Raw genomic sequence first — 11,666 nt, 5'->3', positions numbered from 1 at the left:
GCGGGGCGGCTATTCTACGCCGCCCCGGCGCCGGCTTCGCCGACCGGGCGCACCGTCACCGCCTGGATGCGGTGGCCGACCATCCGCCGGACCGTGAGCAGGTGCCCGTCCAGTTCCAGGGTCTCGCCTTCTTCCGGCAGCCGCTGCAGCTGGTGCACGATCAGGCCGCCAACCGAATTGACCTGGTCGGGCGCGCTGAGATCCCGGCCCAGCAGGCGTTCCAGGCGAAAGATCGAGGTGCTGCCGGCCACCAGCAGCGAGCCGTCCGGGCCGCGCACCGGTGCGTCGCGCACCACGTGGCGGTGCTCGTCCTCGATCTCGCCCACCACCACCTCCAGCAGGTCCTCCAGGGTGAAGAAGCCCAGGATGCGGCCGTGCTCGTCCACGCACAGCGCAAGATGGGTGGCGCCGCTGCGGAACTGCTCCAGCGCCCGCGGGATCGGGCTTTCCAGCGCCAGCACGGTGGCCGGGCGCAGCAGGGTGCGCAACGCATCCAGGGTCTGGCCGCGCGCCATCGCCACCAGGATGTCCTTGGTGTGCAGGATGCCGAGTACCTGCTCGCCATCGGCGTCGAACCAGGGATAACGGCTGTAACGCGAGGTGCTGAATTCCGCCAGCACCGTCTGCAGCGTCATGCCTTCCCGCAGGCTGCGCAGGTGTTCGCGCGGGCGCATCAGGTCGCCAGCCACCAGGTCGGGTAGCTCCAGCACATGGCTCATCAGTGCCATGCCGTGGTCGGGCGCAGCCGCGTTGGGGTCCTGGCGGCCCACGATCAGCTTGAGTTCTTCGCGCGAATAGCGGTGCGATTGATGCTCCACCTCGCCCCAGCCCAGCACGCGTAGCAGCCGGTTGGCGCTGTTGTTGAGCACCCAGATCGCCGGATACATGACCCAGTAGAACGCGTACAGCGGTGCGGCCGTCCACAGCGACATGCGTTCCGGGCGGCGAATGGCCATCGATTTGGGCGCCAGTTCGCCGAGCACGATGTGCAGAAACGAGATCAGGCTGAAGGCGATCGCCAGCGCGGTGAACTGCGCGGCTTCCGGCGATAGACCCAGCGTGTCGAACACCGGCTGCAGCAGGTGCGCGAAGGCCGGCTCGCCGACCCAGCCCAGGCCAAGCGAGGCCAGCGTAATCCCGAGCTGGCAGGCCGATAGATACGCGTCCAGGTGTGCATGCACGCCCAGCAGCAGGCGCCCGCGCCAGCCGTGGTGTTCGGCCAGGCCCACCGCCTGGGTATGCCGCAATTTAAACAGTGCAAATTCGGCGGCGACAAAAAACCCGTTCAACAGCACCAGCAACAGCGCGACCAGCAACAGCCCGACGTTAGCCCACATGGCGTGCTCCACGCCGTGCGTTGACTGGAACGCGCTGCGCAACGTGTGCGGGGCTGGGGCGGCGGTGTGGCGTGGCGTGGCGTGGCGTGGCGTGGCACGCGATCAAAAGATTGGTCCTACAGTCAGGCGCGTGGCCCATGGCAGCGAAAGATCTCCAGCAAACACAGGCAGCAGTCTAGCCGCAGTGCTGCGATGACATCGCGGCAACGGCGTGGGCGCGTATCGTATGGCGTCGCCAGCCCGGGTGCGCCCCGCTGCCAGCCTTCCTTCACCACCAATCAACGATGTGCGGAGAGTGCAGATGAGCGAGAGTTTCAGGATCGAACACGACAGCATGGGCGAGTTGCAGGTGCCTGCCGATGCGTTGTGGGGTGCGCAGACCCAGCGCGCTGTGCAGAACTTCCCGATTTCCGGCCAGCCGATGCCGCGCGGTTTCATTCGCGCGCTGGGGTTGATCAAGGCCGCGGCCGCAGGCGTCAACGCCGATCTCGGGCTGCTGTCCAAATCGGTGGCCAAGGTGGTGCAGGAAGCCGCCTTGCAGGTGGCGCAGGGCGCGCACGATGCGCATTTCCCGATCGATGTGTATCAGACCGGCTCTGGTACGTCGTCGAACATGAATGCCAACGAGGTGATTGCCACGTTGGCCACGCGCGCCGGTAAGGATGCGGTGCATCCCAATGACCACGTCAATCTCGGGCAGAGTTCCAACGATGTGGTGCCCACCGCCATTCGCGTCTCGGCATTGCTGGCGGTGCAGGAGCAGCTGCAGCCTGCGCTCAAGCACCTACGCAAGACCATCGACAAGCGCGCCAAGGGTCTGGACAAGATCGTCAAGACCGGCCGCACGCATCTGATGGATGCGATGCCGCTGACCTTTGGCCAGGAGTTCGGCGCATGGTCTGCACAGCTCAGTTCCGCGCAGGAGCGCATCGACGACAGCCTGAAGCGGCTGCACCGGTTGCCGCTGGGCGGCACTGCGATTGGCACCGGCATCAACGCCGATCCGCGCTTCGGCGGCAAGGTGGCCAAGGCCTTGTCCACGTTGAGCGGCGTCAAGTTCGAAAGTGCCGAGAACAAGTTCGAAGGCCTGGCGGCGCAGGATGATGCGGTGGAATTGTCGGGCCAGCTCAATGCGCTGGCGGTGGCCTTGATCAAGATCGCCAACGACCTGCGCTGGATGAATGCCGGGCCGCTGGCAGGGCTGGGCGAGATCGAATTGCCGGCGCTGCAGCCAGGCAGTTCGATCATGCCGGGCAAGGTGAATCCGGTGATTCCCGAAGCGACCGTGATGGTGTGCGCGCAGGTCATCGGGCACCACGCCGCGATCACGGTGGCCGGGCAGACCGGCAATTTTCAGTTGAACGTGGCGTTGCCGCTGATCGCCGCGAACCTACTGGATTCGATCAACCTGCTCAGCAACGTCTCGCGCCTGCTCGCCGATACCGCCATTGCCGGATTGAAGGTGCGCCAGGAGCGCGTGCGCGAGGCCCTGGACCGTAACCCGATCCTGGTGACCGCGCTCAACCCGATCATCGGCTACGAAAAGGCTGCCGCGATCGCCAAGCGCGCCTACAAGGAGCAGCGCCCGGTGCTGGATGTGGCCAAGGAAGACAGCGGTCTGAGCGAGGCAGAGCTGCGCCGTTTGCTGGATCCGGCGGCGTTGACACGCGGCGGCATCCAGGCGGGTGGCGGTGGTGGCGGCTGACCGCAGTCAGCTGTTGTAGGAGCGCACTTGTGCGCGATGGGCGGTATCGATAACGCTTCATCGCGCGCAAGCGCGCTCCTACGGATTGCCGCGATTACGGATTGCCGCGATTATGCAGACTCAATGCCGCTCGGCCTGCACGTTGCCGAAGCTTTCGCGATACGGCTGCAGCGGCGGGATGTCGTTGAGCAATTCGCCACTCAGGCGCTGGATGTCCGGCGTTGCGGTGAGCTTGATCGACTTGTACCCGGGGTCCGGGCCCGCATCGGCGATGGCCTGCTGACGCAACATCTGCAGGTGACCGAACAGCAGCTGCAACTTGAGCCGGGTCGGCTCGGCCTGCGGCAGGGCGATATCGTCGATCTTCAGCGTGCCGTCCGGGGTGATTTCCGCATTGGCTGCGGGTGGGCGGCGAATCATCACCGACTGGGTGGTCACCGCGACGCGTGGCTTGCCACGTTCGGCGCGGCGGGACGATTGGTCACCGCAGGCGGCTAGAGTGCACAGCAGCAGCGCCATGCAGAGGATCACGAGCTTGTTCATGGGGTCGGAGGGTCGTGGGAAGACCACTAGTGTAATCCCGCGTCCGTCAACGCCGCCCCGATCAATCGACCGGGGCGGCGCATGCCGGCGCAGTGGCGTTACTTGCGGCAGTCCTCGACGTCGTGCTGGGTGAGGCTGGCGTAGGGCGCAAAGGCCGGAATCAGGCTGGCGGCCGCATCCTGCGCCGTGCGCAGACCAACCAGGCGGTCGCAGATCTGCAGTGCGTGTTGCTTGAAGGTGTCGGCCTCGGCTTCGATCTTCCCGCCGATCTGGTCGGGGTTGCCGCTCAGCACGCCCTTGAGCGCTTCGCCCGCCGCGTGCGCACCGAACGCCGCGCCCTTGGTGCCGATCTCGATGCCTTGCTTGGCCACGGCCTGCAACTGCGCGTAATAGCCGCGCATGGCCTGCTGCTGCGCAGCGTTCAGCGCCACCGGCTTGCCAGCGATGCGCAAGCTGCCGTCTGCACCGATCCTGGCCGCCGGCAAGCCGCTACGGTTGAGCGTGACGCTGTTGTTGTCGAACGTCACACCGCTGCCGTTGACCTGTGCCGAGCCGCTGGTCGTGCTTTCCGAGTGCCCGCCACACCCCACCAGCAACGCCCCCATCAGTAATGCCGAAGCAAGCACTTTCATCTGCAGTCTCCCCATGTTGGACGTTGATCAATTGTCGGCCGGCACACGCGTGGTGCCGGAGATATCGCTGGCGTTGATATCGCCGCTGCCCTTGTGCGCCAACGTCAGATCCCCTTGCACCTTGCGCACATCCGCGGCCCCGGAGGCGATCGATTCGATGTTGACGCTGCCTTGTACATCGCGGACTTCGAGATCGCCCGAGCCAATGCTGCCGACCTGCACGTTGCCGGCGACGCCATGCAGCTTCACGTCGCCCGAGCCGATCTTGCCGACCTCGGCCGCGCCACGGATCTGGCGCGCCTTGATATCGCCAGAGCCCACGGCCAGCACCTGCAAGGCGCCCGCGTCCTCCAGTTCGATATCGCCCGAACCCACCTTGGCGGTCACGCGGCCCTTGGTGCGGCGAACGGTCATGTCGCCGGAGCCCACGTCGGCGCTGACGGCTGCGGCGCCGCTGATCTCGGCATCGCCAGAACCGATGTCGAACTGCACCAGCAGCGTATTCGGCACGCTGCCGCGCAGGTCCAGATAGGCGTAGCTCTCGCCAATGGAAATGCGCAGCGGGCGGTCGTCTTCCAGCGTGACTACCAGTTTGGTGCCCATCCGTTTCTGGGTGACGGTGAGGTTGCGCAGCAACTCGGGCCGGGCAGCGCAGGCACGCCCGCTCACGCGCCCGCTGCTGCCCGGAAGCGCCTCCAGGCGCAGCTCATTGGAGGCGATTTCGAACAACACCGTCTTGATCCCGGACAGCTGCAACTCCAAGCTGCGCGGGTCGGAAAACTTGCACTGCTCTTCGGCCAGGGCAACACCGGGCAGACCAAGCAGCAGGAGCAGACTCAGTTGCAGGCGCATGGCGCGACCTCAGGCTTCGGAGCGCCGGCGGCGCAGGTAGATGGAGGCAGCGATCAGGGCAACGCCGATGGCCGCACCGATCCAGATGTCCGGGTTGCCGTAGACGCGTGCGCTGTCGGTGTGTTGCAGCACCCACTGCACCAGGTCGCTGGGGTTCTGCATCGCACTGCTGTCCAGGGTGCCGCTGACCGCGCGCGGCGACCAGGTGCCGGGCAGGGCACTGAGCAGGCCGCGGTAGCCGACGATGTACCAGACCCAGCCGATCGGCAGCGACACACCGGGCATGGCCGAGAGAATGCTCAGCATCACGCAGGCCAGCAGCGGGAACAGCACCGCCCACAGGAACGGCTTGGACGTGGCCCAGGCCGAGCAGAACATCAGCCAGCCCACGGTCGGCAGCGACCACAACAGGCTCATCGGCACGGTCATCAACAGCCGTCCAACCAAAGCGAACGGATGCGAATGCGTGGCCATGGCCCATGGGCTGGGGACGCCGGCGATCAACGCACCACCGATGGCGATCAACCACAGGGCAAGGCCGACCACCAGACCGATCGCAATCGCGATCAGCGGCGCCAGCAACAACGCCCATGCGGCCTTGGACAGCACTGTCTGCGTGTCCGACACCGGCAACGACTTCCAGAACAGCACGCTGCGATCGCGGCGGTCGTCGTAGAGGCTGCCCAGCGCATAGAAGAACACCACGAAGGCCAGTACGACCGAGGCGATGCCGATGCCGCCCAGCAGCAGGCCGTCGCCCACCTGGCCCAGGGTGCGGGTGTATTCGGCCAGGTCATCCATCCTCATGCTGTCGCCGGACATGTTGCCGCGCGCGCTGACTGCGCCGATCACCGCGCCCAGCAGCGCGAAGAACACCGCGATGCCGCCGGTGATCACCTGCGACCAGACGAAACCGCCACGGTGCTCCCAGTACTCGCGTTTGAGCAGCCAGGTGAACGTGCGTGCGGGAGATGCTTGGTGGGTCATTGCATTCATGCGTAGGTCCCCTTCATGACAGCAACAAACAGATCGGCCAGGCCGGGATTGCGGGTTTCACCGAAACGGGCGAGTTGCTCCTTGGGCGCACCGTCGAACAGCATCACGGTCTTGCCGAACGGCAGGCTGCGCTCGTCGATGGGGCCCAGTGCGCGCGCGCTGTCCAGGTGCTCGGCGTTGACCAGTACTTCGGTGTAGCGCTCGGCGACGTGTTCCATATCGGCCGTGAGCACGATGCGGCCGTCGCGGATGAACATCACATCGGTGAGGATGTGCTCGATCTCTTCCACCTGATGGGTGGTGACGATGATGGTCTTCTGCTCGTCGAAGTAGTCTTCCAGCAGGCGCTGGTAGAACTGCTTGCGGTACAGGATGTCCAGGCCCAGCGTGGGCTCGTCCAGCACCAGGATGCGCGCATCGATGGCCATCACCAGGGCCAGGTGCAGCTGCACGATCATGCCCTTGGAGAGTTCGCGCACCCGCGATTTGCGATTGAGCTGGGTGTTGGCCAGAAAGCGCTCGCATTTGGCACGGTCAAAGCGCGGGTGCACGCCGGCGACGAAGTCGATGGCCTCGCCGACCCGCAGCCAGCGCGGCAGCACCGCTACATCGGCAATGAAGCAGACCTCGTTCATCAGCGCATTGCGTTGCGTGCGCGGGTCCATGCCCAGCACCTGCAGCTCGCCGTCGAAATCGGTCAGGCCCAGCACGGCCTTGAGCGCGGTGGTCTTGCCGGCGCCGTTGGGGCCGATCAGCCCGATGATGCGGCCGGCGGCGATGGTGAAGCTGGTGTTGTCCAGCGCAAGTCGGTGCTTGTAGGCCTTGCGCAGGCCACGAGCGTCGACCACGTGGTCGGTAGAGACGGCGGTCATGGTGTTTTCCCCTGTGGCAGCAGATCGTCGATGGTCAGTCCCAGGCGCTGGATGCGTTCCAGCACCGCAGGCCATTCTTCATTGAGGAAGCGCTCGCGTTCGCTTCCGCGCAATTTCTGTGCGGCTTCCGGGGTCATGAACATGCCCAGGCCGCGGCGCTTCTCCACCAGGTTTTCGTCGGCCAGTTCCTGATAGGCGCGCGAGACGGTGATGGGGTTCAATTGATAGTCGGCCGCCACTTGCCGTACCGAGGGCAGGGCGTCGCCAGGCTTGAGGATTCCATCGAGCATCATGGCAATCACACGTTCCTTGAGTTGGCGATAGATGGGAGCGCCGTCGCTCCACTGGATGTCAGTCATGATCAGCTCCGTGGGCGCAGGACTTGCGCGAAGGAGAAATAGGGCATCGACAGCGAGGCGCGCAGGTGCCGGCTGGGCCGGGTGCGTGTCTCGGGGGGAGTTGTCGCGTTTTCCGTAACCGCCTCCGACGCGCCATAATCGGCGCCGGTATCCGTGACCTGACTGGAAGCGGCTCCCAGGCAACCAATGGCGAACAGGGTGCTGCCGAACAGCAGCAGCGGAACTGGTCGCGTAAAGCGTGTGCTGTTCATGCTTTCCCCTGCGTTGGATGACTGGTGTTGTATTCAACTATAACACCGAAACGCAGGCAGTCAACTGCCTGTCATACCCAACTGATGGCACCCCGCCGCCGGCGCGTGTGTCCTCACCACCTAGGGCACCGCTCATGTCGCTCAATCGTCTGTTGGTCCTTGTATTTGCTGGACTTTTTTCCACTGCTGCGGCGGCGGCCGGTACGTCGGTGCTGGATCTGGACTACCGCCCGCTGGCCGGCAAGGCCCCAATCAACCTGAACCGTAGTTACGGCGGCAAGGTGGTGATGGTGGTCAACACCGCCAGCAAGTGCGGCTTCACCCCGCAGTACGAAGGCCTGGAAGCGCTCAATCAGCGCTTCGGCAGCCGCGGGTTCACGGTGCTCGGCTTCCCGTCCAACGATTTCCAGGGGCAGGAACCCGGATCTGAGAAACAGATCCAGGAATTCTGCACGCTGACCTATGGCGTCAAGTTCCCGATGTTTGAGAAGGTGCATGTGCTGGGCGCGCAGGCGACCCCGCTGTATCAGCGACTGACGCGCGAGACCGGCGTGGCGCCGGGTTGGAACTTCCACAAGTATTTGATCGGTCGCAATGGACAGGTGGTGGCGCAGTTCCCGAGCAAGGTCAAGCCGGACGACCCGCAGGTGCTGGCGGCGATCGAGCGCGAGCTCAAGGCGCCAGCACGCTGAGCGCGGCGCGCGCAACGTCGCGTGCACATGCGACAATGCGCATTCAGCGCCGGCGTCGGCGTGATCTTTTCACTTTCGGGAAGTGCATCGAATGAAGATGGGAAAGCGCGGCGCGGCGGCGTCGCTACTGATGGTGGCAATGTCGGCAACGATGCCTGCGATGTCGCAACAACCGGCCGCAGCGGCCACCAAGGAGAAGCCGGCTTTGAATGCATCGTCTGAAAAGAGCAACGTGAGTTACGCCATCGGTATGGACGTGGCACGTTCGTTCGAGCCGATCGCGCAGGACATTGATGTGGGCGCCATGCAGCGCGCCATCGAGAACGCCTTCAAGGGCGGCAAGCCGCTGTTGTCCGACGAGCAGACCCAGGCCACCGACACCGCACTGCGCACCGCGCTGGCGGCACGCAATGGCCAGCAGATGCCGGGCATGGCACCGGGCAGCGCCCCGGCGGCGCCGTCCAAGGAAAATGTCGGCCTGATGCTGGGTGACCGCGCGGTTGGCCCGTCGCTGGCCGGCATCAAGGACGAGATCGATCTGTCGATCCTGATGGAAGCCGTCCGCACCGTATTCGCCAAGGGCACCACGCGGTTGACCCAGCAGGAAGCGGCCGCAACGATGCAGGCGTTCGCCACTGCCAAGCAGGGCGCAGCCGGCGCCAAGAATCGCGAAGAAGGCAATGCGTTCCTGGCCAAGAACAAGACCGAAAAGGGCGTGATCACCACGGCCTCGGGTCTGCAGTACATGGTGCTGCGCCAGGGCAGCGGCGAGCGCCCGATGCCTACCAACACGGTGCGCGTCAACTACGAAGGCAAGCTGCTCGACGGGAAGGTCTTCGATAGCTCTTACCAGCGCGGCCAGCCGGCCGAGTTTGGTCTGAATCAAGTGATTGCTGGATGGACCGAGGGTGTCGCCTTGATGCCGGTCGGTTCGAAATATCGTTTCTGGATTCCATCCAACTTGGCCTATGGCCCGAACGGCACGCAAGGGGGGCCGATCGGACCGGACGCAACGTTGACGTTCGATGTCGAACTGATGGGTATCCTTCCCTGATCCCCCACAGGAGTACCCCCACCCATGCGAGTTGCGATCTTTGGTACCGGCTATGTTGGTCTTGTCACCGGTACCTGTCTGGCGGAAGTAGGTCATCACGTTATCTGCGTGGATATCGACCAGGCGAAAGTTGATGGTCTCAATCGTGGGGTGATTCCCATCTATGAACCCGGCCTGGAGCCGATGGTGAAAGCCAACCACGCCTCTGGCCGGTTGCGCTTCACCACCGACGCGGCCGAGGCGATTGCGCACGGCGAAATCACCTTCATCGCCGTGGGCACGCCGCCGGACGAGGACGGCAGCGCCGACCTGCAGTACGTGCTGGCGGTTGCGCGCACCGTGGGCCGTCATATCGACGGGCCGTCGGTGATCGTCAATAAGTCCACGGTGCCGGTCGGTACCGCCGACAAGGTGCGCGCGGCCATCCAGGAAGAACTGGATGCACGCGGCGTGGACCATGAGTTCGACGTGGTTTCCAACCCTGAGTTCCTCAAGGAAGGCGACGCGGTGGCCGACTGCATGCGCCCGGACCGGATCGTGATCGGGGCCAAGAAGCCGGCAGCGATTGCACGCATGCGCCGTCTGTATGCCCCGTTCAACCGCAACCGCGATCGCATCGTGGAAATGGATGTGCGCTCGGCCGAGCTGACCAAGTACGCGGCCAACGCGATGCTGGCGACCAAGATCAGTTTCATGAACGAGATCGCCAACATTGCCGAACGCGTCGGTGCGGACGTCGAGCATGTGCGTAACGGCATTGGTTCGGATCCGCGCATTGGCTGGCACTTCATCTATCCCGGTGCCGGCTACGGCGGCTCGTGCTTCCCGAAGGATGTGCAGGCGCTCGCCAAGACCGCGCAGCAGTACGGCATGCAGCCGACCCTGCTCAACGCGGTGGAAAGCGTCAACAACGCGCAGAAGGGGCATCTGTTCGAACTGGTGCAGCGTCACTATGCCGATGGCAACGGCAGCATCGCCGGCAAGACCTTTGCGGTGTGGGGCCTGGCGTTCAAGCCCAATACCGATGACATGCGTGCAGCCTCCAGCCGTCGCCTGATGGCGCAGTTGTGGGAAGCCGGTGCCAAGGTGCGCGCGTACGACCCCGAAGCCACGCACGAAGCCAAGCGCATCTTCGGCGAGCGCGACGACCTGGCGTTCTGCGACGACGCCTTCGCCGCACTGGAAGGCGCCGACGCGCTGGTCGTGGTCACCGAGTGGAAGCAGTTCCGCAGCCCGGATTTCGGCAAGATCAAGCAGGCTCTGAAGGACGACGTCGTGTTCGACGGCCGCAACCTGTACGACCCGCAGGAGATCGAAGCCGCAGGTCTGGCGTACTACGCCATCGGACGAGGCCGTTCGCTGCATGCATGAGCAACTCTCGCCGCGCGACCAGGAACTGGAAGCGCGGTTGGTGGAACTGGAAACGCGCCTCTCTTTTCAGGAGCAGGCGCTGACCGAACTGAGTGAAGCGCTTGCGGACGCCCGTTTGACGGGCGCCCGCAATGCCGAATTGATCCGCCACCTGCTCGAGGATCTGGGCAAGGTGCGCTCCACGTTGTTTGCGGATGCGGCGGACGAACCGCCACCGCCGCACTATTGATTGCAGATTGCCACCGCCATGAGCGATACCCTACGTGACCAGTTGCTTGGGTTGGGCTTCAAGCCCGCCCCCAAGCCCGAACGCAAACCCGACGCACGGCCTGCCGCGCGTCCGCATGGCAAGGGTGGCAAGCCTGCGCCCGGCAAGCCGGGACAGGGCAGGGGACCGCAGCGGCCGCATGCCGCTGCGGCACCCGACGGCAAGCCCGCGCCCTCCGCCAGGCCGCATCCGAACGCAGACCGTCGTGGGCCCCGGCCTGCGCGTACCCGCGAGGACATCGATCTGGCCAAGGCCTACGCGATCCGCGCGCAACGCGAGAAGGACGAGCGCATCGAAGCCGAGCGCGTGAAGCAGGAAGAAGCACGCCTGCGGCGCGAAGCCAAGGCCAAGCTCGAAGAACTGCTCAAGGACAAGAGCCTCAATCACGCGGAAGCGGACATCGCCCGCCATTTTCCATATGGCGGCAAGATCAAGCGCATCTACGTCACCGCCGATCAGCTCAAGGCCCTCAATGCCGGCGAGTTGGGCGTGCTGCAACTCAACGGCCGCTATCTGCTGGTGACAGCGCAGGTGCTGGCCGAAGCCGAAGCCGTGTTTGCACCATCGGTAGCGTTGAAAGTGGATCCCAATGCACCGGCCGGTGACGACCCGTACGCCGACCCGAAGTATCAGGTGCCGGACGACCTGGTCTGGTGAGGCGGGGCGTGTTTTTCCGGCACATTGAAGGCAGCAAATCAGGCACCTGAGCGGTGCCTTTTTGTTTGCCCGTCGCT

General features: G+C 64.8%; 15 protein-coding genes. 7 read left to right on the top strand and 8 right to left on the bottom strand.

Going from position 1 to position 11,666, the window contains the following annotated elements:
• Window positions 1-14: 14 nt before the first annotated feature.
• Complete coding sequence (locus ACCQ09_RS13800; protein ID WP_012438720.1) at window positions 15-1,337, bottom strand: hemolysin family protein; 1,323 nt, start codon at window positions 1,335-1,337, stop codon at window positions 15-17.
• Window positions 1,338-1,638: 301 nt separating this feature from the next.
• Between ACCQ09_RS13800 and ACCQ09_RS13795 the strand changes: the two genes are divergently transcribed.
• Window positions 1,639-3,042, top strand: a complete 1,404-nt coding sequence (locus tag ACCQ09_RS13795) for a class II fumarate hydratase (RefSeq protein WP_228428296.1) — start codon at window positions 1,639-1,641, stop codon at window positions 3,040-3,042.
• A gap of 120 nt (window positions 3,043-3,162) precedes the next feature.
• Here the strand turns inward: ACCQ09_RS13795 and ACCQ09_RS13790 are convergent, their stop codons facing one another.
• The 7 genes from ACCQ09_RS13790 to ACCQ09_RS13760 all read right to left on the bottom strand — a co-directional run bounded on the left by ACCQ09_RS13790 (window position 3,163) and on the right by ACCQ09_RS13760 (window position 7,547).
• Complete coding sequence (locus ACCQ09_RS13790; protein WP_016944498.1) at window positions 3,163-3,585, bottom strand: hypothetical protein; 423 nt, start codon at window positions 3,583-3,585, stop codon at window positions 3,163-3,165.
• A 98-nt stretch (window positions 3,586-3,683) separates the two neighbouring features.
• A complete protein-coding gene (locus ACCQ09_RS13785; RefSeq protein ID WP_011036682.1) occupies window positions 3,684-4,217 on the bottom strand; it encodes a DUF2884 family protein in 534 nt (177 codons plus the stop codon).
• Between the two features lie 27 nt (window positions 4,218-4,244).
• Window positions 4,245-5,069 carry a GIN domain-containing protein gene (locus ACCQ09_RS13780; protein ID WP_228428297.1) on the bottom strand — a complete coding sequence of 275 codons (825 nt, stop codon included), beginning with the start codon at window positions 5,067-5,069 and terminating at the stop codon, window positions 4,245-4,247.
• A gap of 9 nt (window positions 5,070-5,078) precedes the next feature.
• Window positions 5,079-6,065, bottom strand: a complete 987-nt coding sequence (locus ACCQ09_RS13775; RefSeq protein ID WP_011036684.1) for an ABC transporter permease — start codon at window positions 6,063-6,065, stop codon at window positions 5,079-5,081.
• Window positions 6,062-6,937 carry an ABC transporter ATP-binding protein gene (locus ACCQ09_RS13770; RefSeq protein WP_011036685.1) on the bottom strand — a complete coding sequence of 292 codons (876 nt, stop codon included), beginning with the start codon at window positions 6,935-6,937 and terminating at the stop codon, window positions 6,062-6,064. Before ACCQ09_RS13770 ends, ACCQ09_RS13775 begins: the two co-directional genes overlap by 4 nt.
• A complete protein-coding gene (locus tag ACCQ09_RS13765; protein WP_011036686.1) occupies window positions 6,934-7,296 on the bottom strand; it encodes a GntR family transcriptional regulator in 363 nt (120 codons plus the stop codon). The genes ACCQ09_RS13770 and ACCQ09_RS13765 overlap by 4 nt, the downstream gene beginning before the upstream one ends.
• A 2-nt stretch (window positions 7,297-7,298) precedes the next feature.
• Window positions 7,299-7,547, bottom strand: a complete 249-nt coding sequence (locus ACCQ09_RS13760; RefSeq protein ID WP_012438718.1) for a hypothetical protein — start codon at window positions 7,545-7,547, stop codon at window positions 7,299-7,301.
• Between the two features lie 134 nt (window positions 7,548-7,681).
• On the opposite strand from ACCQ09_RS13760, the gene ACCQ09_RS13755 reads away from it, so the two are divergent.
• The 6 genes from ACCQ09_RS13755 to ACCQ09_RS13730 are packed head-to-tail and all read left to right on the top strand — an operon-like array spanning window position 7,682 to window position 11,589.
• Window positions 7,682-8,239: a glutathione peroxidase gene (locus ACCQ09_RS13755; protein WP_014507343.1), complete on the top strand. Its 558-nt coding sequence runs from the start codon at window positions 7,682-7,684 to the stop codon at window positions 8,237-8,239.
• Between the two features lie 60 nt (window positions 8,240-8,299).
• Window positions 8,300-8,461: a hypothetical protein gene (locus tag ACCQ09_RS13750; RefSeq protein WP_223648265.1), complete on the top strand. Its 162-nt coding sequence runs from the start codon at window positions 8,300-8,302 to the stop codon at window positions 8,459-8,461.
• Window positions 8,391-9,293 carry an FKBP-type peptidyl-prolyl cis-trans isomerase gene (locus ACCQ09_RS13745; RefSeq protein ID WP_223648126.1) on the top strand — a complete coding sequence of 301 codons (903 nt, stop codon included), beginning with the start codon at window positions 8,391-8,393 and terminating at the stop codon, window positions 9,291-9,293. The genes ACCQ09_RS13750 and ACCQ09_RS13745 overlap by 71 nt, the downstream gene beginning before the upstream one ends.
• A 24-nt stretch (window positions 9,294-9,317) precedes the next feature.
• Window positions 9,318-10,664, top strand: coding sequence for a UDP-glucose dehydrogenase family protein (locus tag ACCQ09_RS13740; RefSeq protein ID WP_011036689.1), 1,347 nt, complete (start codon window positions 9,318-9,320; stop codon window positions 10,662-10,664).
• Window positions 10,657-10,893, top strand: a complete 237-nt coding sequence (locus ACCQ09_RS13735) for a SlyX family protein (protein ID WP_011036690.1) — start codon at window positions 10,657-10,659, stop codon at window positions 10,891-10,893. The genes ACCQ09_RS13740 and ACCQ09_RS13735 overlap by 8 nt, the downstream gene beginning before the upstream one ends.
• Window positions 10,894-10,911: 18 nt before the next feature.
• A complete protein-coding gene (locus ACCQ09_RS13730; RefSeq protein WP_043890343.1) occupies window positions 10,912-11,589 on the top strand; it encodes a DUF2058 domain-containing protein in 678 nt (225 codons plus the stop codon).
• Window positions 11,590-11,666: the final 77 nt, after the last annotated feature.

The organism is Xanthomonas sp. NCPPB 2586 (assembly GCF_041475775.2).
GTDB classification, from domain to species: Bacteria; Pseudomonadota; Gammaproteobacteria; order Xanthomonadales; family Xanthomonadaceae; genus Xanthomonas; species Xanthomonas campestris.
This window is presented reverse-complemented; position numbering and strand designations above follow the sequence as displayed.

What these genes read in the sequence shown, in the direction of transcription:
- ACCQ09_RS13800 (WP_012438720.1), bottom strand. Translation starts at nt 1,337, where the DNA reads ATGTGGGCTAACGTCGGGCTGTTGCTGGTCGCGCTGTTGCTGGTGCTG.
- ACCQ09_RS13795 (WP_228428296.1), top strand. Translation starts at nt 1,639, where the DNA reads ATGAGCGAGAGTTTCAGGATCGAACACGACAGCATGGGCGAGTTGCAG.
- ACCQ09_RS13790 (WP_016944498.1), bottom strand. Translation starts at nt 3,585, where the DNA reads ATGAACAAGCTCGTGATCCTCTGCATGGCGCTGCTGCTGTGCACTCTA.
- ACCQ09_RS13785 (WP_011036682.1), bottom strand. Translation starts at nt 4,217, where the DNA reads ATGAAAGTGCTTGCTTCGGCATTACTGATGGGGGCGTTGCTGGTGGGG.
- ACCQ09_RS13780 (WP_228428297.1), bottom strand. Translation starts at nt 5,069, where the DNA reads ATGCGCCTGCAACTGAGTCTGCTCCTGCTGCTTGGTCTGCCCGGTGTT.
- ACCQ09_RS13775 (WP_011036684.1), bottom strand. Translation starts at nt 6,065, where the DNA reads ATGAATGCAATGACCCACCAAGCATCTCCCGCACGCACGTTCACCTGG.
- ACCQ09_RS13770 (WP_011036685.1), bottom strand. Translation starts at nt 6,937, where the DNA reads ATGACCGCCGTCTCTACCGACCACGTGGTCGACGCTCGTGGCCTGCGC.
- ACCQ09_RS13765 (WP_011036686.1), bottom strand. Translation starts at nt 7,296, where the DNA reads ATGACTGACATCCAGTGGAGCGACGGCGCTCCCATCTATCGCCAACTC.
- ACCQ09_RS13760 (WP_012438718.1), bottom strand. Translation starts at nt 7,547, where the DNA reads ATGAACAGCACACGCTTTACGCGACCAGTTCCGCTGCTGCTGTTCGGC.
- ACCQ09_RS13755 (WP_014507343.1), top strand. Translation starts at nt 7,682, where the DNA reads ATGTCGCTCAATCGTCTGTTGGTCCTTGTATTTGCTGGACTTTTTTCC.
- ACCQ09_RS13745 (WP_223648126.1), top strand. Translation starts at nt 8,391, where the DNA reads ATGCCTGCGATGTCGCAACAACCGGCCGCAGCGGCCACCAAGGAGAAG.
- ACCQ09_RS13740 (WP_011036689.1), top strand. Translation starts at nt 9,318, where the DNA reads ATGCGAGTTGCGATCTTTGGTACCGGCTATGTTGGTCTTGTCACCGGT.
- ACCQ09_RS13735 (WP_011036690.1), top strand. Translation starts at nt 10,657, where the DNA reads ATGCATGAGCAACTCTCGCCGCGCGACCAGGAACTGGAAGCGCGGTTG.
- ACCQ09_RS13730 (WP_043890343.1), top strand. Translation starts at nt 10,912, where the DNA reads ATGAGCGATACCCTACGTGACCAGTTGCTTGGGTTGGGCTTCAAGCCC.